This is a genomic window from Coprococcus sp. HCN-4056 (genome assembly GCF_037892645.1).
GTDB classification, from domain to species: domain Bacteria; phylum Bacillota; class Clostridia; order Lachnospirales; family Lachnospiraceae; genus Coprococcus; species Coprococcus ammoniilyticus.
In genome coordinates, this window is the sequence record NZ_JBBKBL010000002.1 from 377,591 (window position 1) to 399,420 (window position 21,830).

Sequence of the window (21,830 nt, forward strand, 5' to 3'; positions counted from 1 at the left end):
CTCCCTGTTTTTTTCAAGACAGGGATTCAATTATTTCTACAGAATTGAATTTCCGGTCTACATATACCGCCAGAAATTCCTTTGTGATCATCATAAGTTCTTCCAGCACGCTGTCTGAAACCGTGAAATTATACAGATTTCCAAGCGTCGCTCCATTAATATACTGAAGCACATATCTGGCGTCCTCTGATATATGGATACTTTTCTTAGCCTTGCTCCGGCAGTTCTCACACAGGATTCCACCGGATAAGGGATCAAATATCCGTGTCAGCTTGTCGCTTCCACAGACCGGGCAGTGAAAACTCTGCAGTCCCTGTCCAAAGATATCCATGATCTTCAATTCATATACACAACGTATCAGTTTCACCGGCAGCAGTCCTTTTTTTAATGCATTCAGGCTGACAAACAGCAGATTCAGATAATCTGCCGACCGGTCGCCTTCTCTTGTAAAATATGACATCATCTCACAAAAGTAAGATCCGTAACAGTATTTGCTCATATCAAAGGTCAGTTCATGAAAATATTCCTTTGCATCTACGTTGATTAATGTATATGCATTTCTTCCCGGATATACAGTAAATGCTCCCATGACGAACAGCTGCGTCTTTGAAATCAACTGGCTGCTTGGTCGTCGGACTCCCTTTGCAAATGCTGTGACCTTCCCCTGCTCTCTGGTCAGTATAACAAGCCGTCTGTCATATTCTCCCTGAAGGCCGGAGGAAAGCACGATTCCGTTTAATACTATCTCATCCTTCATGATTCATCCATCTTATAACCATAATTTCGAAGAAGGGTATCGGTATCCCGCCAATCCTTCTTCACCTTTACCCAAAGCTTCAGATTCACATGTGTATCTAATAGCTGTTCAATGCCATACCTTGCATTGCTGCCGATCTTCTTCAGCATTGCGCCCTGTTTTCCGATAATAATACCCTTATGGGAATCCCTCTCACAGATGATTGTTGCATCTATATCCATAAGCCGTCCGTTCGGACGTTCCTTCATCGAATCAATAACAACCGCGATTCCGTGTGGAATCTCTTTATCCAGAAGTCTTAAAGCCTGCTCCCGGATCAGTTCGGATACGATCTGTCGCTCCGGCTGATCGGTGATCGTATCTTCATCATAGAACTGTGGTCCGTATGGAAGGTATTTGAACAGCGTCTTTATCAGTTCATCTTTGTTCTTTCCCTTTAATGCCGATACCGGAACGATCTCCGCATGACTGCAGGCATCCTTATAGGTCGAGATTGCCTTGAATACTTCTTCTTCACTTACCGCATCGATCTTATTTACCACAATGATGATCGGGGTCTTAACACGTTCTAACTGTTCAATGATATACCGTTCTCCTGCTCCGATAAATGTCGTTGCTTCAACGATCCACATAACGACATCTACTTCATTTAATGTTCCCTCTGCCACCTTTAACATATATTCACCAAGCTTGTTCTTGGCCCTGTTGATTCCAGGTGTATCGAGGAAAACAATCTGTCCTTCATCCGAGGTATACACGGTCTGAATACGGTTTCTTGTTGTCTGCGCCTTACTGCTCGTTATCGCGATCTTCTGTCCGATCAACTGATTCATCAGTGTGGATTTACCTACATTTGGTCTTCCTATGATCGCAACAAATCCTGATTTGTATGTATCGTTCATACTTCTCCTTCCATACTCTGTATGTATTCATGTTCTCCATTCGGCACAGAATTCTGTAACCTGCCGGAGAACTATTTACAAATCTATATACTTATATCTTCTTTCGTTACTTCTGTAAAAACTATAGATCTTTTACTTCTTTAAACTTTGCCCGATTCTGTTCGATCTTATCTTCCCCACCGATTGCACAAATAACCCCGCCATCTGTGATCGCCCGGATCACAGGTGCCAGTGAACGGATCGTTTCTACATTTGCAGTAAGCACCTGATCACGTTCTTTCTGAAGCTGCTCATCTGTAATACCTGCAAAGTAACAGGTCTGGCTGAATGCCCCTTCTGCTGATGGTGTCATTGGAGAATCTAACTTCGCGATCGCGCCGATCAGATATTTGGTCATATCTCTGTCGCTTGCATCAAAGCCTGCCACATAGTCTGCTGCCTTCTTATAGATATCATATGTCTCCATCAGGTTCGGATCTCTGTAGGATGTAAAATATCCCATTCCTGATCTGGCAAATGAACACATAGCTCCATATGCCCCACCCTTTACACGGATATTTTCCCAGAGATATCCATAGGAGAAGATCACCTGTAGGACTTCCAGTGCTCCGGTATATTCAAAACCTTTTTCTTTATAATTTCCTGCGAGAGCCGCATACTGTACCTGGCTTGCTGTCTTAAAGGCTTCGTTCTTAACAGCTTTTTTCATCACACGTTTTTCTGCAAAAGCAGGTCTGGTCGACAACTTTCTTGCAAACGCTTCAATATCTGCGCCCAATAATTCCTTGATATCATTGTCACCTGTATAAGAGATTGTTACCGCTCCTTTTCTGAGGATCTCGGCAAGCGTTGTCTGCAGCTTCTCAATGATCGCATCTGCATTCTGCTCAAAATCCTGATCCAGCTCCTGTAAGAAATCATAATATCCGATTCCCTCTGTCATATCCTTAAATGCCATCACATCTGAGACATACGACATCGCGCGTGTTGCAGATGTGATATGCCCTGAAGATATCAGATCAGTCTTAAGTCCGGCCTTTTCTTCCGATATAATCTCTTTCAATCTCTTCTTATCCGAAAGCTTCGATGTGAACAGGATCTCCTCGATCAGCTTCAGACCTTCTCCAAGCTTGTCATACATGGCCTTTGTCTTAACAGAGAAGAATGAAAGATGATCCTTCCCGCCATCCTTATACATGGCTCCTGTAGAAAATCCGATACCGCCGGTATGGAAATTGATCTGATTGGACAGTTCACCATATGTGTAATGCTCTGTATCCACGTATTTGAAAATGTTGGTGAGCAGCTCTGCATATGGAACAAACTCTGCATCCAGATCATTGATATCAAATATAAACTCCAGATAACCGATTCCGTTAGTAAAGATATCATGACATATTAATGGCATACCATAAATGCTGTCCTCACGATTCTTTAACGGATGGATCTCTTTTCTGATATCAGAAATATTAAGCAACGGAACCTTCTCCATATCCTCTGCCGGAGATGGTGTCTCCTGATATAATTTTAATTCCTTTGTATCTGATACAACCTGTTCAAGCTCATTTTCCGTAAGAGAGGCCTTATAGTCTGCAAGCTTCTGCTTCTCTGCTGCATCATTCTCCTTATCAAGCCCCTTCTTCGGCTTCATAACAAAAATCATACCAAAGGTATTCTGAACCAGCTTTTCCCAGATCAGTTCTTCAAAATATCCGGTTTTCAGACTTTCTTTCAATTCATCATATACTTCATTTAACTTAAACATTTCAAGTGCAGATGCATCATCATACAGCCATGTATTAAATGCATCCAGACCCATCATAAGCCCCTTCGGAAATCTACCGAAGTTTGCTTCCTTATGTTTAAACTCAAAATTATTGATCGCAGCCTCGATCGAAGTCCGATCGATCGCCCTTCCTTCTTCTCCATGCCCGGAAAGATCGGTCAGTGTATCCCTGATCACAGACACAAAACGTTCCTTATCGGACATATTTGCATTTCTTGCTACGATTGAAAAGATTGTCTGCCGGATCCCATCATCAAAGGAAGCAAAGACATCCTCTCCGATCCCTGCATCTACTAATGCTTTCTTCAATGGTGCGCCCGGAGCGTCCATAATTGCGTATTCCAGTATATTCATGGCAACGGACTGCTTCTTATCAAGGCTGCTGCCAACTACCATATTATAAGTTAAAAATGTCTGATTTTCTTCGCTCTCATTTTCTGCGATCGAATAAAAGCAGCTCTCATCCTTCATCTGTTCATAGGCTGTCTGCACAGCGATCGCAGAATCAATCTCTCTATAATCAAAGCTTGAGAGATACTCCTTATCGATATAGTCCAGTTCTTTATACATATCAAGATCACCATACAGATAAATATAACTGTTTGACGGATGATAATACTTTCTGTGAAAATCAAGAAAACGTTCCTGACTTAATGTTGGAATCGCTGCAGGATCACCACCGGATTCATTCTTGTATGGTGTGTCAGCAAGAAGAAGTTTTTCAATCTTTGAATACATCTGCTGTTCCGGAGATGAAAATGCGCCCTTCATCTCATTAAACACAACACCATTATAGATCAGTTCCCCTTCTACAGTTTCAAGTTCATAATGCCAGCCTTCCTGACGCATGATCTCTGTATGTTCATAAATATTCGGATAGAATACCGCATCCAGATAGACATCCATAAGATTTTCAAAATCCTTTTCGTTACAGCTTGCAACTGGATATACCGTCTTATCAGAATATGTCATTGCATTTAAGAATGTATTTAATGAACCCTTTGCCAGTTCTACAAACGGGTCTTTTACCGGATATTTTCTGGAACCGCATAACACCGAATGTTCCAGAATATGCGGAATACCAGAATCATCATACGGCGGTGTCCGGAATCCGATATTAAACACCTTGTTCTCATCATCATTTGCAATTACAAGCACTCTGGCCTTTGTCTTCTTGTGGCTTAAGATATAACCTGTTCCATTTACTTCAGGGATCTTTTCTTCTGTTATGATGTCATACCCTGTTAATTCTTTTAAGTCTCTCAATCTGATGTCTCCTTTATTCTTCTTTATTCAAATGAAATGTCTCCGGAAGCAGCTCTTCTACCGAATACATCCTATATTCCTGTTTGTTCTTTGCTACAACGATCACGCAGCCTTGTTCGGCAAATTCGGCAATGACCTGTCTGCATATCCCACATGGATAAGTATAGTCACATTCTCCGTCCTTTAGTCCGCCAACGATCGCGATCGCAGACAGCTTTCTACACCCTTCACTGACTGCCTTAAAAACAGCCGTCCGTTCCGCACAGTTTGTTGCCCCATAGGAAGCATTCTCTATGTTGCATCCTGTATAATAACTTCCATTCTCCATCTTTACACAGGCTCCCACCTGAAAATTCGAATATGGCGCATATGCCTTTGTTCTTGCCTGCATCGCAAGCTCAATCATCTCTGAAATCTCGTTTTCATTCATACAAATTTCCTCTTACTTCCTGTTACATGGAACTAACAGTACCACCCATAAATATAGCCTATTTTCCATGTGTTTGCAATGCGATTCTGGCGTATTCTAACTGCAAACTATACAAAACAGATTGACAGTGGTCTCACCTATTATTACACAAGACATTCTCATTCTATCCTCATGTAGCGGTACATAAGGCAGCAAAATACGCTGCCCAAGTACCGACATTCGTAACTGAGACCTTAGCTCGACTTGATCGAGGTTAGTTCGGAGTTACACAGAGTGGATAGGCTTGTTACATAATAGTAAGACCACTGTCAATCTACTATTTAAAATTTCTACTCTTTATTTAAAAATAAATCATTATTTCAAATTCACCGTCTTCTGTTTTTAAACTTCCGTGGTAGCCAAATATCTGCATGATCTCCTGCACGATGCTCAATCCGATTCCGCTTCCGCTTCTGCCGGTTCTTGCTTCGTCTCCCTTTACAAATGGCTTCCATAACTCCTCCGGATCGGTTTTAATCGGCTGTTCCATCGGATTGCTAAGGATCAGATGATCTTCCTTTAATACCAGCCGGATCACACTTCCTTTCAGTGAATACTTAATTGCATTTACAAACAGATTCTCTAACATATGGGAAAGCATCAGCGGATCACCTTTTACCGTACAGTTTCCTGACATTCTTACCTCCAGACCTTTTTCATCCAGAAGATTCTGATACCGTTCCTGTAACGGCTCCCATATCTGTTCGATGCTTACAGACTCTGTCTGTAACGCTTCCATTTTACCAAGCTTGATATACTCGCTTAACTGACATAAAAGTTCATTCATGTAAGATGTATTTTCCAAAATAACATCTATGTAATGCCGGCACTCTCCTGTCTGGTTTAACTGTTTCAGATTCTCTGCATACCCGGAAATTGCCATCAATGGACTTTTTACATCATGTGCAAGTGCTGTAATAACCGTTTCTTTTCTCTCTGCATCTTCCATCTGTGAAAATGTCCGTCTACAGGATATAAACGCAGTCAGGATCGTTGCAATTATAATGAGAAATACAACTGCAAGCCCTCCATAAAATAACCAGATGCCTTCTGTATGCCAGCCAAATGGATCTGCATACATAGCGGATACGATATAATATATATCATTGTCAAAAACGACATACTGACTCTTAAAATAATAGTTTCCACCCAAACAACCACTTATACTCTCTGTTATATCTGCCGGATGTGCTCCATAAGTCTCCATCTTAGCCAGCAAATACCTGCTCGTCTTACTATACTGATTGGCATCATCTACTCTGCCATGAAGACTCCATGCAAATTCCCCTGCATCAGCATTTTGAACCACCTGCCGGAAAGAAGGCATAATCGGTGAATACATCTGTACTTCGGACTGCATCTGCTCCATATCATCCTCTATATCCTGTACCTGTTGTTCTAATTTTTCTGTATCATTTTCGTCTGTATGCTTCGTAGTTTCTGTTTCTTGATTTTCATCTGCAGCATTTACACCGTCTTTTTCTTCTATATTGTCTACTGCATCTGAGCTTTCCAAATGCCGCCTGTAAACTGCTGTCAAAAAATATGGTGTATTTTCCTCCGCAAAGATTTCCTGTATTCTATTACGGGCTTCCTCTATATCTGTCATACCTGCAATATCTTCCTGACATTCAGCCAAACCTGCACTGACACTATTTGTTGATACCTGAAAATATTCTTTTAATTCCAGATTGACCTGATTTCTGTAATAACCGATCACCAGCAGATACAATATTATGCTGACTGCTATAATGCCAGATGAAATCCATATCCATTTTCTTTTTATCTTTTGTCTTTTTCTTTTCTGCCGCTCCGACAATAATGCATTTCTTTTTTTATCATTCTTTTTGTTCTTTTTCATCGTCATCACCCCGTATCTGATATCCATTTCCTATCACTGTTTTAATCTGCTTTCCTGCACTTCCAAGATGTTTTCGAATCTTTCGAATGTGATTATCCACACAACGATCACTGCCTTCATAATCATAACCCCATACACCGATCAGCAGCCGTTCTCTTGCCACAGTCTTATTTTTGTTCTCAAGCAACATCCGCAACAATGCAAACTCTTTTGGCGCAAGTTCTATTTCCTGAGAATCCACAAGAACCCTATACTCCGATGGCTTCATATGTATCCTGCCACAGACCAGCTCTCCGGTTCTGCTGAGATCCTTTGACCGTCTGATCAGTGCCTTGCATTTCGCATATAAGGTCACAAGAGAAAATGGTTTGATGATATAATCGTCACAGCCGAGATCATAGCCAAGCAGGATATCCCGTTCGGAAATTCTGGCTGTTAAAAACAGAATCGGAACCATGCTCGTCCTACGCATCTCCCGACAAATCGCAAATCCATCCATCCCCGGAAGCATGATGTCTAACAATACAAGATCTACCCGTTCCGTCTCAAATAAATCCAGCCCGTCCTGTCCATTCTGTGCCGTCCGTACTACAATCTCATTTTCGCTTTCTCTGGTAAAATAATCTTTCACTACTTCGCAGATCTGTTCATCATCTTCAATCATCAGTATCTGATATGTCATATTTCTTACCTCCTTGCGCCTATCTTAACAGTGTCATATGACTTTTAAATGTTCTTACATAAAAAGCCTAAATAGAGTTTACTGCTCTATTCAGGCTTTCTTATTTGCTATAGTTTCTCCTCCACAGCTCGTTCCATATTCTGCATGGCACATTCTGTCTGCATGGCTCTCCCTCGTTCCTCTTCGGACAATCCGTCGGTTATGGAATAACACGCATCAAACAAGCCACTCTCCATACATTGTTCGATGCCTTCCCCGAAGCAGCCTGCAAATGCAACCACTTTTTTCTTCTGTGCTTTTGCAAGTTTTGCTACGCCTGCCGGAGTTTTTCCCATTAACGTCTGCACATCCATCCTGCCCTCTCCGGTAATAACCAGATCGACATTTTTTATTCTTTCTTTTAAATGGATCTCATCAAATACTATATCAATTCCCGGTCGTAATCTTGCATGCAGGAACATTAGAAATGCATATCCAAGACCGCCTGCTGCACCTGCTCCCGGTGTCATACGATTTATTATGCTGTCCATCTGACACTTCTCCGGGTCTGTATTCATTTGCACTTTATCCTGCTTACAGCCTGACCAGTTCTGCTGTTCTACCAGATCTGCATAACGCACCATGGATTTCTCCATGTTTTCTACCATCTGAGCATCTGCTCCCTTTTGCGGTGCAAAGATATGGCTGCATCCATTCTCTCCAACCAGCGGATTTGTAACGTCACAGGCAATCTGAAATGAACATACTGAAAGCTCCGGTAACATATCTTCTATGTGAATCCCGCATACTTTGGAAAGTCCTTCTGCTCCACAGCAAACTTCATTCCCATATTCATCAAGGAAATGACACCCAAGTGCCTGCAGCATTCCAATCCCAGCATCATTTGTTGCGCTTCCGCCAATCCCTATAATAAAGCTCCGGCAGCCTTGAAGCATGGCATCCTTTATCATCTCTCCTACTCCATATGTAGTTGTATGCATCGGATTTCTGGCTGACTCCGGTACAAGCGGAAGTCCTGCTGCCTCTGCCATCTCGATCAATGCTACTTTTTCTCCTGCTTCATCATAACTGATATAAGAAGCCTTTACGACCTGTCCAAGCGGTCCTGTTACATTAACTGTATGACGTTTCATGTTCGATTTTCCATAGGCGATCGCATCCATGGTTCCCTCTCCGCCATCTGCAACCGGAACTACTTCGATCTCACAATTCTTATAATTTTTCTCCAGACCTTTTTTAACCGCCATGCCTGCCTGAACAGATGCCATACTGCCCTTAAAAGAATCAACAGCCGCCAGAACCTTAAGCGGTCTTTCTCTCAATTTCAGATCATCCTGCAATATGGTGTCATGTATTTCACATGTTCGATTCATTTGAGAAGTCCTCCCTTGCAAATATCACACCGTTTATTTCCGGTTCAGATTATATCCGACAACTGCACCCACAATACCGCCAACGATATGTGCCATATTCGAGATATTGTCCTGTACTGCGATACCTTCATATACCTGCTGTCCGATAAAGATGATCGCAACCAGAATAAAGGATAACGGAATTTCGCCTGCTCGGAATCCGGTAAAGGACGCCAGCACGATAAATGCAAATACGACACCACTCGCTCCACAAAGTGCTACATTCCAGAAAAAGATGTAATTCACAATACCGGTCGCAAGTGCTGTTACACCGATCACCTCCAACATTTCTTTCGAACCATATTTTTCTTCTAACATCGGTCCAAGCAATAACAGATAGGAGGCATTCCCGATGAAATGACTCCATCCTGCATGCCCGAATACATGTGTAAAAAATCGCAGATATGTGAGTGGATTTGTAAGCGATGAATGATATGTCATAAATAATAACCGGGTACTTCCGCCACCGGTCAGTACCCCAAGCAGCGTTACAACAAAACAAATAAATACAAAGCCCAGCGTCACCGGCGCGTTAAATGTGATCTTTAATTTTCTCATCTGTATATACCTCCCCATATAGAATGAATAGCTTTATTATACCCTATTTATGTATAAATACAAAGAGCCGCTTCGACTCTTTTACCCCAGAACAAAATTGCTTTACAGGATAAATATTTCTATAAAACAAAACTACCGTCCATCCGGCAGTCTGATCATAGCAGTTTCAACTGACGATCAAATCTGTATCCGAATAAACGGTAGTCTTATATATACTTCGCACATTCTATGCATCCGAAAAATCATTGCCTATACTATGGTCAGATGATTTTCCATCACGATATACCGATGAATTTACAGATTATATTCTTTCTTCGTATCAGCAAGTGCCGCATCCATACGCTCGATAACGGCTGCGATCTGTTCCTCTGTAATAACCGCTGTCGGCTCGAAACGGATACACTTGGAGTTTACAAGTGTTCCGGCTGTCATAACACCTCTTGAGAACAAGCCCTTTGCGATGCTGTAACCGATATCAGATGTAACGAACTCAACAGCAAGCATCAAACCTACGCCTCTGACATCATCGATGATCTCAGGATATTTTGCCTTCAGACTTTCAAGTCCTGCCTTTAAGATCTTACCTTTGCTTGCACACTGTCCTGGAATATCATTGTCGATCATGTATTTGATCGTTGCGATCGCTGCCGAACAACATACAGGGTTACCACCAAATGTAGGAGAACCAAGTAACCATGGGTTGTCGATCAACTGCTGTACCCACATGGATGGCTTACAGATAATACCTGTGATTGGCATGATACCACCACCAAATGCTTTACCGAATGTCATGATATCCGGTGTTACACCTTCTGCTTCGCATCTCCACATTGTACCGGTACGACCCATACCTGTCTGGATCTCATCAAAGATCAACGCTACACCATACTCATCACAGATCTGTCTTAACTCTGTCAGATATCCTTCCGGTGGAACGATAACACCAGCCTCGCCCTGAATTGGTTCAACGATCATGGCTGCAACCTTTTCACCAACAGCGATCAGGTTACGGATTGCCTTTCTTGCATCCTCTGCATTACCATATTCTACATGCTGTACCTGCTGTACCATAGGTGTATATGGAACTCTGTATGTATTCTTACCACCCATTGAGATTGCACCCATTGATTTACCATGGAATGCACCAACGGTTGAGATATACCATCTTCCGCCTGTTGCGATTCTGGCAAGCTTCAATGCCATTTCGACTGCCTCTGCACCACCATTTGTAAAGAAACAATACTGAAGATCACCCGGTGTGATATCTGCAACTGCCTTTGCAAGATATCCACGAAGCGGATCCAACAGCTCCTGTGAATGAAGCGCCTGATGATCAAGCTGTGCCTTTACGGTATCAAGGATCTCCGGATTTCTATGGCCACATGTATAAATACCGAAACCACCAAGACAGTCAATGAATTCTTCACCATATAAGCCATCACATACACCGTCATGATCTTTCCACTCAAGCACTGCTGAGTTGGTAGATACTGACTTTCTGTATTTTAACCAGCCCGGGCTTACATAATTATCAAAATAATCTAATGTCTGTTCTGTCATTAATTTCTTTTCATCATCTGTTAATTCATCTGAATGGATATAACCAATTACCTTTTCCAAATCCTTACTTACCTGTTCATAACTCATATTAAAATCCTCCTTAAAATATATTCATCTTTAAACTGAAAAAAAGGAGCCTGTGACCTGTTCACAAGCTCCTTTGCTTCTATGTCTGTATATTATCGTATCTCATGCTCTTTTTCAATTACTAATTTATACCATTTATCTACCATTTATCTATTATATATAATTAAATATAAGTATATTTAGCTCATATAACTGACTTGTAATTCCATCGTCATACCTCTATCGAAGTATCATTTTCTACCCTATTTCTGTTATTCGCCAAATCATTCGGTATTTGAAACGCATTAAAAAACCGCCCACCTTCATTTTTCAGAAAGTGAACGGTCTGTTTTATCTAGTGTTCATACCAGCCTACAATACCCGGGTTCAGATTGATATTGATCTGCTTAACCTCCTGATATTCCTCGATACCATGAACGCCAAGCTCTCTGCCGATACCGCTCATCTTATAGCCGCCCCAAGGTGCTTCATTGAAGGTTGGGTTGTAGCAGTTGATCCATGTGATACCTGCGCGAAGCTCACTGATCACACGATGTGCTCTGGTTATATCGGAAGTAAATACAGCTCCGGCAAGACCATATACGGTATCATTTGCCATCGCAATCGCTTCTTTCTCTGTCTTAAAGGTCTGGATGCTGACAACCGGACCAAAGATCTCCTCACGGACAATCTTCATATCCGAAGTACAATTATCAAAGATCGTTGGACGTACAAAGTAGCCCTTTGCACATTCTCCTTCTGTATAACGCTCACCACCTGTTACAAGTGTTGCGCCTTCCTCAATACCGCTCTTTATGTAAGACAGAACTTTCTCCATATCCTTTTCCGTAATGACAGGTCCGATATCCGGATTGTTCACAGGATTGCCGATCGTCATGGCTTCCGCCTTTTTCTTTAATCTGGCAACAAACTCATCATGGATACTTTCTTCTATAATGATTCTGGATCCTGCGGAACATACCTCGCCCTGATTGAAGAAAATACCGATCATTGCCCATTCTACAGCACCATCCAGATCTGCATCTGCGAAAATGACATTTGGGGATTTACCACCAAGCTCCAGTCCGATCTTCTTTACATTTGTAGCTGCTGCTTTCATCAGACTTTGACCGACTCTGGTACTTCCGGTAAATGTGATCATATCAACATCGGTATTCTCGCCCATTTCCGTTCCGACCTCAGCATCACCCTGTAACAGATTGACGCAGCCCTTCGGAAGTCCTGCTTCTTCAAAGATCTCGAATAACCGGATTGTTGAAAGCGGAGCCTTTGGACTTGGTTTAAACACGATACTGTTTCCTGCTGCAAGTGCAGGAGCCAGCTTCCAAACAGACATCAAAAACGGATAATTCCATGGAGTGATCTGCGCACAGACACCGACCGGCTCTCTGGTCTCATATGAATGCATCTTGCCAAATCCATCATTTACCTCATATACACCACCATGCGGAGTCTTGCAAAGACCTGCGTAATAACGGAAGCAATGAATACCATCACTGATATCTCCTTCTGCTTCACGAAGCGGCTTACCATTATCCAGAGTATCCAGCATTGCCAATTCATCGGCATATTTGTCGATCAGATCTGCGATCTTTAGAATCATATCACTTCTGGTCTGGGAATCCATATCACGCCACTCTCTTGTCTGGTAAAATGATTTCTTTGCCGCAGCGATCGCACGTCTGGTATCTTCTACACTGCTTTCATAGACCTGTGCGATCACTTCTCCGGTTGCCGGATTGATAACATCAAACGGCTTTTCCATACTTCCTGTTACCCACTCACCATCAATATACATCTTTTTTGGTTCCATATATCTTACTCCTCCTGATCAACTTTCTTTGTCTGCCTTTTGCCGTTTTGTATTACTGCTTTAATTTGTTCCACATATCGTTGTAAACAGTCAATGTATCTGTATCAAGATTTCCAACAAATTCACCTTTTTCAAATACCTCAGCCGGTACATTCTTTGCTTCATTGTTCTTGTAATCTTCATTTGCCTCCACTGCAGTTGCATTTGCATTCAGATATGGGTATTCCGCCATAACCTTTGTAGCAACATCCGGATCACACATATAGTTGATGAATTTCATTGCATTATCATAGTTCTTGGCACCCTTTGCGATTGCCCAGTTATCAATGAATTTATATGCGCCCTCTTCAGGGAATACAATCTTGATCGAAGGGTTCTCATCCATAGCAAGCGCTACTTCAGCAGACCAGCAGTAACCAACATTACAATCTCCGCTGATCAGAGATGACTTTGGACTGTCACTGTCATATACTGCGATATTATCCTTTAATGTCAGAAGCTTCGTTTCAACCTCGGCAAGCTTTGCTGTATCTGTTTCATTCATGCTGAGTCCCATGCTTCTCTCCGTCATACCGATAACTGCTCTGTAGTCATCCAGTGTTACGATCTGACCTTTTAATGAAGGATCAAAGAGATCTGCATATCCCTTAATATCTGTTGATACCTTGTCGGTGTTGACTGCGATTGCTGCCACACCACCCTGATAAGGAACGGAGTAGACATTGCCCGGATCATATATAGGATCCAGATACTGACTACCAATATTTGACAGATTGGTAAGTGCATCCTGATCCAACTTCTCAAGCATTCCCTGAGCGATCATGGATTCTACCATATAGTCACTCGGCTGTACAATATCATAAGTTCCTTCATCCTCTGATTTTACCTTTGCAAGCATATCCTCATTGGATGAGAATGTTGATACATTTACTTTAATTCCATATTCTTTTTCAAAATCCTTAATTACTTCATCCGGTACATACTCTGTCCAAATGAACAGGTTTAATTCTCCGTTTGTACTGTCTGCTTTCTTACCACAGCCTGTGATATTTACTGCTGTCATTGCAAGAACAAGTGATAATGCAATACTTACTGCTCTTTTTCTGTTTTTCTTCATAATTATGTCTCCCTTCTGCTCTTGAACCTTGTTCGGTTACTTCTATAAATTGTTTACTGTTTCATTCTATACAGCTACTGTTTTTTCTTCTTAAACAGATTGCCCTGAGTCAGGACAACAAAGATGATCGTGCCTGCTAAGATCAGCGCTGATAATGCATTTACATCAGGTGCTACTCCACTCTTAATACTTGCCATAACCTGTAATGGATAAGTCATCGTATTACCATTTACAAAGTAGCTTATGATAACGTCATCAATCGATAACGTAAATGCCAGTAATGCACCGGCTGTAATGCCGGGTCTTAAAACCGGAAGTGTGATCTCCCAGAATGTACGGATGCGGTTAGCTCCCAGATCCATACTTGCTTCTTCAATCGAAATATCATAGCCGGATAATCTTGCCCTGACATTGAAGATAACATATGGCACACAGAAGGTGATATGTGCAATGATCAATGTAAGCATACCTCTTGGGACCGAGACCTTTGCGAATACAGTAAGTAAGGATATACCCATTACAATCTCAGGAATAACGACCGGGATATATAAAAGTCCGTCTATGATCCCTTTTCCTTTGAATTTATATTTGTACATTCCGATCGCACCAAGCGTACCTATAATCGTTGAAAGTACAGTTGTGACCAATGCTATGATCATCGTATTGCCAAAGGATGTAAGAAGCGACTGATTTTCAAACAATTTCACATACCAGTCAAATGTAAACCCCTTCCAGGTCAGATATGGTTTTGATGTCGTTGCATTAAAGGAATTCACTACAACAACTGCAATCGGCATAAACAATACAATATAAATCAGAGAACAAAAGATCTTTGAAAGAATACTCTTTGTTCTTACTTTTGCTTTTCTGCTCATCGTTTACACCCCCAGACTATCCATATCGCCGCCTGTCTTCTGGTACAGTTTGACGAGGATCAATGTGATAACAATTAATATGATGGATAAGGCTGCACCAAGCGGCCAGTTATTTCCACTCTTGAACTGACGCTCGATCAGGTTACCAATAACATCTGCATTTCCACCACCTAAGATATTCGATACAAAGAAATATCCAAGACATGGGATAAATACCATGATACAGCCGGAAAAGATTCCGCTGGCTGTCAGTGGCAGGATCACTTCAAAGAAAGTCCGCCAGCCCTTAGCTCCAAGATCAGAGGAAGCCTCCAGTAAAGTATGATCCAGCTTGCCAATCGCGGTATAAAGCGGAAGTACCATAAATGGGAACAGGCAGTACACCATACCAAATATGGTAGTTCCCTGATTATATAAGAGGTTCAATGGCTCTGATATCAGATGCAGTTTCATAAGCACGGTATTCAACCAGCCAGATGAACCAAGGAATGTCTTCCATCCATAGATACGGATCAGTGAATTCGTCCAGAACGGAATGATAACCAGCATATATAACAGATTCTTTGATCTGCTCTTTGTCCTTGCAATAATATAGGTAAACGGATATGCAAGCACGATACAGATCACGGTTGTAAGTAATGCGATCACAAGTGACTGAACATAGATCTTAATATAAGAACTGTCCGCCAGATGTTTGTAATTATCGAATGTGAACTGAAATGTTACATTGTAATACTGATCAATACTGCAAAAACTCATGACCAGTATATAGATGAGTGGAACCGCTACCAACAGGATCAGCCATAAGGTCACCGGCCCTACCATGATCGTTGCCGGAAGTGTCTTTTCTCTGAATCTCTTTTTATTCATATCAAACACCTCCTTATGCCAGTGTTATATTTTCCATACTCTGATAGAAGCTGTTATCCAGACTGTGGATCAATACCGCATCCTCCGGATTCCAGCAGATAAATACTTTGTCACCGGATTTTGGAAATTCTTCGCCTGCCAGACGTTCCATCTTTACTTCATTTCCATTTGGAAGAACTGCCAGACATTTGACGACTGAGCCAACATAGATATAATCCTTGACCAGTGCCGGTACGCTGAAGCCCTCTACCGGTTCTGCCGAAAAATGAAGCTTTTCCGGTCGAACAGAAACAGTTACAAATTCACCAACTGAAAATCCGGTGTTCTTTTCCTCTGTCTCGGTCACGGAGCCGGAGGTTGTTACATCTCCATTTTCAATTCCTATAACCGCTTTTCCGTTTACGATCGATTTGATCGTTCCGTCAAATACGTTTGTCTCTCCGATGAAGGTTGCTACAAACTTGGTTGCCGGTCTTTCATAGATGTCTGTCGGTGATCCGATCTGATCCATGACACCATCATGCATAATAGCTATCCTGTCGCTCATCGTAAGCGCTTCTTCCTGATCATGTGTAACATAGATAAATGTGATATGTAATTTCTTCTGCAACCGTTTCAGTTCCAACTGCATCTGTTTTCTAAGCTTCAGATCCAATGCACCAAGCGGCTCATCCAACAGCAGAACCTTCGGACGATTGATCAACGCTCTTGCAATCGCAACTCGCTGCTTCTGTCCACCGGACAACTGACTTGGATACCGTTTCTCAAATCCGGATAACTGAACCATCTCTAACATCTCCGCTACCCGTTCTTTGATCTCTTTCTTTGGAACCTTTTTCATCTTAAGACCATATGCTACGTTGTCATATATGGTCTTATGTGGAAATAAAGCGTAGCTCTGAAAGACAGTGTTTACATTTCTCTCAAATGGCTCTTTATCTTCAATCGGCTCACCTTCTACCTGAATGGAGCCTGTCGTCGGTTCTTCAAATCCTGCGATCATACGAAGCGTTGTCGTCTTGCCGCATCCGGATGATCCAAGCAATGTCAGGAACTCGCCTTCCTCTACCTGCAGATTCAGATCTTTTACAACATGATTTGTTCCGTATATTTTATTTACGTCTTTGATATCAACTATAACATTTGCCAAATCATATCACCTCTTTTTCAAATTTCTCTATAATGCTTTTTCTCCTCGTTCACCGGTACGGATTCGTATAGCCTCTTCGATATTTCGAATGAAGATCTTACCATCTCCAACATGTCCGGTAGCTACCTTTTCTCTGACATCCAGAATAATCTGTTCTACCTTGGAATCTTCAACTACTACTTCAACTCTTACTTTTGGAAGAAGATTGATCGTAGTTTTAAAGCCTTTAATCTCATTTACGCCCTCAACAGTTCCTTTCTGTGTTCCGCATCCCATAACGGTTGAGATCGTCATACCACCACAATTCTTCTCATCCAATATGCTTTTTAATACTTCCAGCTTTTCCGGTCTGATTATTAATATGATTTCTTTCATTCTTTCTTCCTCCAATCTGCAACATACAACTAATATACCAAAAAAGAGCCGTTCATCTCTGAACAGCTCCTTTGCTTGTTAACGAAAATATACTACTTTCAAATTAATTCTTCAATAGAACAGGATTACCATTTTTCTACTACTTTTATAGTACTAACTACTCTTTTTCTTTAATCAGTTTAAACATCTGAACACGATTTCGAATTCCCAGTTTCCGGTAAATATTTAAAATATGCTTCTTTAGTGTATTTACCGTTATGGATAAATGGTCACAGATCTCCGTATTCTCCATTCCCTGCAGCAAAAGCTGCAATATGGTCTGCTCCCGCTTCGTCAGATCATAGGTCTTTACTGCCTGTGTCAGCGTCAGTTTCTCCTGACTGGTCATCTGATTGTTTCTGTCCTGTGACAACCGGTATGCCATATGATCTTTAAGCATATCCATCAGGAATACATCTTCATATGTAAAGTCTTCTTTACCAATCGTCCTATATAGTGTCACCACGCCCAGAAAATGTTTGTTCCGTCCAAATATCATTTGTAACGCATAATGCCAGTTATTTGGCTTATATACTCTTTGATAATATTCGGTTTGAACTCTTTTCTCATCCGATATGATATCAGTTTCCCGATATACCATACTCCTGCCACTGAACATAATACCACGGCTGTAATCCATATTCTCATAAATATCTGACAAGTCTTCATCACAGTTGAGGAATACCGGACGTTCCAGATTTTCTTTCTCATTTGATGATGCCAGATAAAAATCTGCACTGTCAAAATCTATGACGGTCTTGATCTGTTCCAGAAACTGTGTCCGCATGGCATCAAAATCACCGGTTGTGTAGATCTTGTATATGATACTGTTCATGACCAGCCAGTCATTTGTTTCAAGGGTCTTCACCAGTTTCCACCTCCCTTGTATTTCATAAAACAAAAAAAGTACGCAACCGATGTAACACACCCTTGCGTACTTATTTTTTACTATTCTGTTGGTACGAAGTATAGCACAAAAAGATGATTTGTCAAGCAAGAAAATTCATCAGGCTATTTACTGAAATATCATCAGATTATTAACCTTGAATCTATTTCAAAAGCTTTTTTATCTGCATATCTGTTGCGATCGGATAAATATCATGCATATGCCGGATGATCATATTCCAGGACTCCTGCGGATCATCCTTGTAACAGGATGTTACATAATCATACCCATAGATATGTTCCAGGGACGAGTAAACCGCCACATCCCAACCATACTCCAGTCCTTTTTTATTTACACGTTTTCTGAAGTCGCAATTACAAAGATACATCTGCATCATAAGATTGGTGACAGCTCCATCAAATCCCTTTTCGCCGTCTTTTCCATACCCTACCATTTTCTTCAATTCGTTGGAATACAGTTCTGTATCCACATGTTCTTCCATAAAATAATCCATGATCTTTTTATGCTTATTCGGGGCTTTTCCATCCTCATACAGCGCATCAAAATCATATCCATCCCGTCTGTAATTAGCAAATACAGGAAGCCATTTTCTCGATATAAAACCTGCCTTTTTATTAAAAAACTTGCCATATACGATGTCATGTCTTCTTGCGATAACCGCCCGCCACATCCATGGATCTCTGTCAACATCCTCACACCACCAGTACTCCGGTACAGTTCGTTCTTCCAGCGAAAATCCCGGTATGTCGTTTCTAAAAAGCGGTAGGAAGCCAATCTCATTTATATATTCTATTGCCTCATCCACTGTATGAATACACTCCGGATCATCCCAGTCTACACCATACATGATCCATTTGCCTGAGTCTTTTTCCATGTTTATCTCCTGTTATGACTTCTGTATTATCTTTTGATATCTGATGAACATTCAGACATTTTCATTACTTCTCTTAGCTCTATATTAGTACTCTGTGTTATTGCATAAAATCGTCATTTTTAGAGTATCAATCAAACAATTTCTAATATTTTTTTCTGTTAATGGTTTTGTTAAAAAGTATCTTTCATCTTCCTTATTATGAATACTTTCTAATGCAAAATCATCATACTCAATCCATCTTTTTCCTATGACCATTTCATTTTCAAAATGCTTCACACAAAAAACTATTTTATAACAGTATGTTACCATTACAATTGTGGTATAGTTATAAAATGCATCATACTCTGTTGTTAATTCAATTTTTCTTCTATTATGTGTAAATTCTAGGTCAATGTAATTATCCTGATATATGCTTTTATTTTTTAATATAATACCATTTGTATTTATAAATTTAGTAAATTGATCAGACTCCAAAACAACCTCTATTATTTTATCAAATATTTCTAATTTTCGTTTTTCTATAGTAGTAGATAATAATCTCAATGTATCACCACTAAGCTCTTGCCATGGCTCAATCGTATCCAATACATCGTTATACGAAAAATAATCCGATATTTCTAATAAACCACTATAAAAGTTGTCATCTATTATAAGATAGAAACTTTCATGTATAACTGCTAATAACTCAGCAAAATCTTCATTTACGTCGATTCCTAAATGCATTATTTGATTTCTATAAATACCCAATTTTTCTAAACATTCTATTTTTCTGCCTCCAGAAATAATACCCATTTCTATGCATTTTTTTAATACCTCTCCATATGACAATGTTTTTAAATTACTATTTTTAACCGTGTACTCTATCAAACTAATCTTCTGTTTTTCTGCCTCTACTTTATTTTTTTCAATAGAATCTTTTTGCCTATCATTTTTTGAAGAATAAATAATTTTTTCATCTTCCAAATTTAAGGTTGCTTTCAGCAACAGTTCCATCGCATTATGTAAAAATTCTATAGCTATTTTTAAAAATCTAAAGTTGTTTCTTGTTTCAATTCCTTTATTCCACAAATTGAATGCATCCATGGCTATTTGAAGGGAATCTACTGCATTATCTATTAACATTATTCTCATCTTATCACCTAATTAATTATAAATATATCAACTATTTTATTCTTGCCAACAAATCCACTTTTAATGTTTCTTTACCTTCCTGTGCTAATTCCACATCTTGAAAATTTCTATTAATCTATCTATACTCAAATCACTACCCCATTACAATGATCTACCTCATGCTGAATAATCTGTGCCACAAATCCTTCAAAGGCCATCTTTCGTTTTACAAAACCAGCATCCTGAAACTCTACCTCTATCTTCTTATACCTTGTTGTTTTTCGTTTTCCCTCTAATGACAGACAGCCTTCTTCTGTTTCGTAACGTCCGCTCTTAGAACAGATCACCGGATTGATCATAATCATATCTACAGGTCCGACACTTACAATAATCATATTTTTCTTATACCCGATCATATTTGCTGCCATTCCGACACAGCGCTCACGATTCGCAGCCAATGTATCCCGAAGATCATTTACCACATTCATATCAAGTGGTGTTGCCGGAACGGATTTCTGCCCCAGAAAAAGAATATCTTTTACAATAGTTTTAACCATTTTCTATCCTCCATAAGGTCTCATTTATTTCTTCTATATCCCTGCACATCTTTGTATTCCGGGTGCTGACGGCAATATTCATCCTCATCACCGCAGATCATATAATCACATTTACTGCCATTTGAACATGTGGTTATCCGAACCAGTTTCGCATGTAAGAGTTCCATCGCTGTATAATCCGGGTTGCATAATGCCGGCATAACCTCCAGCAGATCGAATTGCTTTGCAAATTCAGCTACCGGACATTCTGTAAACTCATAGTAAATAGGTTTGCCTTTCTGATAGGCAGCAACATTCATCTTATAATCATTCCATTTCAGGCATTTTTTTCCGGCTGTTGCAAAGGAAAAATGCAGCAACCTCTTAAAAAATAATTTATTGACATTTACAAATTTCAGCTTACGAAATGCCGGAAGGAATAAATTCCCCTCCATTTCTTCTATCTCGTCAAGGTTTGTCACTGATTTGCAAATGACATAATATGCCATTAAAGCAATACAGTCATATGTACCACCTGTTCCATTATGAAAATTCTTCTTTCCACCCAGATCTGTGCGCCAGTCTTTTAAAAAATCCACATACTGCTTCTGGACCTGTGTCCAGATAGCCTCCCACTGCTCTGCCGGATAATGCAGCGCAATCTTATCCTGTATCTGTTCCTTACATGCTTTTGAATATAAGACATGACAGGTATGGTCAAATATTAATTTTTCGTCCTCCATGCTGTTCCTCCATAAATTCCGATGCCGTGCAATTCTTATTCAATATGATTTCAAGCTATCTATCATACTATAAAGTAATGT

The 21,830-nt window shown here is 40.5% G+C and carries 20 protein-coding genes; all 20 read right to left on the reverse strand.

All coding sequences use genetic code 11. The features are described 5' to 3' along the window. Positions 1 to 13: 13 nt before the first annotated feature. The 20 genes from recO to WKT03_RS04255 all read right to left on the reverse strand — a co-directional run bounded on the left by recO (position 14) and on the right by WKT03_RS04255 (position 21,749). Entirely contained in the window at positions 14 to 757 is a 744-nt protein-coding gene (gene recO, locus WKT03_RS04160; RefSeq protein ID WP_340390942.1) for a DNA repair protein RecO, read from the reverse strand. Further along, on the reverse strand, positions 754 to 1,659 hold the full coding sequence (era, locus tag WKT03_RS04165) for a GTPase Era (protein WP_008402838.1): 906 nt from the start codon (positions 1,657 to 1,659) through the stop codon (positions 754 to 756). The genes recO and era overlap by 4 nt, the downstream gene beginning before the upstream one ends. Positions 1,660 to 1,780: 121 nt before the next feature. Then, positions 1,781 to 4,711 (reverse strand): insulinase family protein, encoded by a 2,931-nt coding sequence (locus WKT03_RS04170; protein ID WP_340390943.1) that lies wholly within the window; start codon positions 4,709 to 4,711, stop codon positions 1,781 to 1,783. Positions 4,712 to 4,724: 13 nt separating this feature from the next. After that, positions 4,725 to 5,141 (reverse strand): cytidine deaminase, encoded by a 417-nt coding sequence (locus tag WKT03_RS04175; protein ID WP_340390944.1) that lies wholly within the window; start codon positions 5,139 to 5,141, stop codon positions 4,725 to 4,727. Positions 5,142 to 5,481: 340 nt separating this feature from the next. Continuing rightward, positions 5,482 to 7,041: a sensor histidine kinase gene (locus WKT03_RS04180; RefSeq protein WP_340390945.1), complete on the reverse strand. Its 1,560-nt coding sequence runs from the start codon at positions 7,039 to 7,041 to the stop codon at positions 5,482 to 5,484. Next, entirely contained in the window at positions 7,019 to 7,723 is a 705-nt protein-coding gene (locus WKT03_RS04185) for a response regulator transcription factor (RefSeq protein WP_021943731.1), read from the reverse strand. Before WKT03_RS04185 ends, WKT03_RS04180 begins: the two co-directional genes overlap by 23 nt. A 107-nt stretch (positions 7,724 to 7,830) precedes the next feature. Beyond that, a complete protein-coding gene (locus WKT03_RS04190; protein ID WP_340390946.1) occupies positions 7,831 to 9,096 on the reverse strand; it encodes a glycerate kinase family protein in 1,266 nt (421 codons plus the stop codon). Between the two features lie 33 nt (positions 9,097 to 9,129). Next, a complete protein-coding gene (locus WKT03_RS04195) occupies positions 9,130 to 9,693 on the reverse strand; it encodes a rhomboid family intramembrane serine protease (RefSeq protein WP_117807660.1) in 564 nt (187 codons plus the stop codon). Positions 9,694 to 9,987: 294 nt separating this feature from the next. After that, positions 9,988 to 11,340 (reverse strand): putrescine aminotransferase, encoded by a 1,353-nt coding sequence (locus WKT03_RS04200; RefSeq protein ID WP_008402829.1) that lies wholly within the window; start codon positions 11,338 to 11,340, stop codon positions 9,988 to 9,990. 334 nt (positions 11,341 to 11,674) lie between these two features. Further along, complete coding sequence (locus tag WKT03_RS04205; RefSeq protein ID WP_340390947.1) at positions 11,675 to 13,153, reverse strand: aldehyde dehydrogenase family protein; 1,479 nt, start codon at positions 13,151 to 13,153, stop codon at positions 11,675 to 11,677. Between the two features lie 52 nt (positions 13,154 to 13,205). Next, a complete protein-coding gene (locus WKT03_RS04210; RefSeq protein WP_340390948.1) occupies positions 13,206 to 14,270 on the reverse strand; it encodes an ABC transporter substrate-binding protein in 1,065 nt (354 codons plus the stop codon). A 74-nt stretch (positions 14,271 to 14,344) separates the two neighbouring features. After that, positions 14,345 to 15,145 (reverse strand): ABC transporter permease, encoded by an 801-nt coding sequence (locus WKT03_RS04215; RefSeq protein ID WP_340390949.1) that lies wholly within the window; start codon positions 15,143 to 15,145, stop codon positions 14,345 to 14,347. A 3-nt stretch (positions 15,146 to 15,148) separates the two neighbouring features. Further along, the gene (locus WKT03_RS04220) at positions 15,149 to 16,015 is read right to left on the reverse strand and encodes an ABC transporter permease (RefSeq protein WP_340390950.1); all 867 of its coding nucleotides are present in this window, start codon (positions 16,013 to 16,015) and stop codon (positions 15,149 to 15,151) included. 13 nt (positions 16,016 to 16,028) lie between these two features. Then, on the reverse strand, positions 16,029 to 17,165 hold the full coding sequence (locus tag WKT03_RS04225) for an ABC transporter ATP-binding protein (protein WP_340390951.1): 1,137 nt from the start codon (positions 17,163 to 17,165) through the stop codon (positions 16,029 to 16,031). Between the two features lie 27 nt (positions 17,166 to 17,192). Then, the gene (locus tag WKT03_RS04230) at positions 17,193 to 17,540 is read right to left on the reverse strand and encodes a P-II family nitrogen regulator (protein WP_008402823.1); all 348 of its coding nucleotides are present in this window, start codon (positions 17,538 to 17,540) and stop codon (positions 17,193 to 17,195) included. A gap of 157 nt (positions 17,541 to 17,697) precedes the next feature. Next, positions 17,698 to 18,447 carry a response regulator transcription factor gene (locus WKT03_RS04235; RefSeq protein WP_021943723.1) on the reverse strand — a complete coding sequence of 250 codons (750 nt, stop codon included), beginning with the start codon at positions 18,445 to 18,447 and terminating at the stop codon, positions 17,698 to 17,700. A 181-nt stretch (positions 18,448 to 18,628) separates the two neighbouring features. Then, entirely contained in the window at positions 18,629 to 19,360 is a 732-nt protein-coding gene (locus tag WKT03_RS04240) for an AlkZ-related protein (protein WP_021943722.1), read from the reverse strand. 84 nt (positions 19,361 to 19,444) lie between these two features. After that, the gene (locus tag WKT03_RS04245; RefSeq protein WP_340390952.1) at positions 19,445 to 20,491 is read right to left on the reverse strand and encodes a hypothetical protein; all 1,047 of its coding nucleotides are present in this window, start codon (positions 20,489 to 20,491) and stop codon (positions 19,445 to 19,447) included. Between the two features lie 125 nt (positions 20,492 to 20,616). Then, complete coding sequence (locus tag WKT03_RS04250; RefSeq protein ID WP_340390953.1) at positions 20,617 to 21,027, reverse strand: peptide deformylase; 411 nt, start codon at positions 21,025 to 21,027, stop codon at positions 20,617 to 20,619. Positions 21,028 to 21,047: 20 nt separating this feature from the next. Next, positions 21,048 to 21,749, reverse strand: coding sequence for an L-2-amino-thiazoline-4-carboxylic acid hydrolase (locus WKT03_RS04255; RefSeq protein WP_340390954.1), 702 nt, complete (start codon positions 21,747 to 21,749; stop codon positions 21,048 to 21,050). Positions 21,750 to 21,830: the final 81 nt, after the last annotated feature.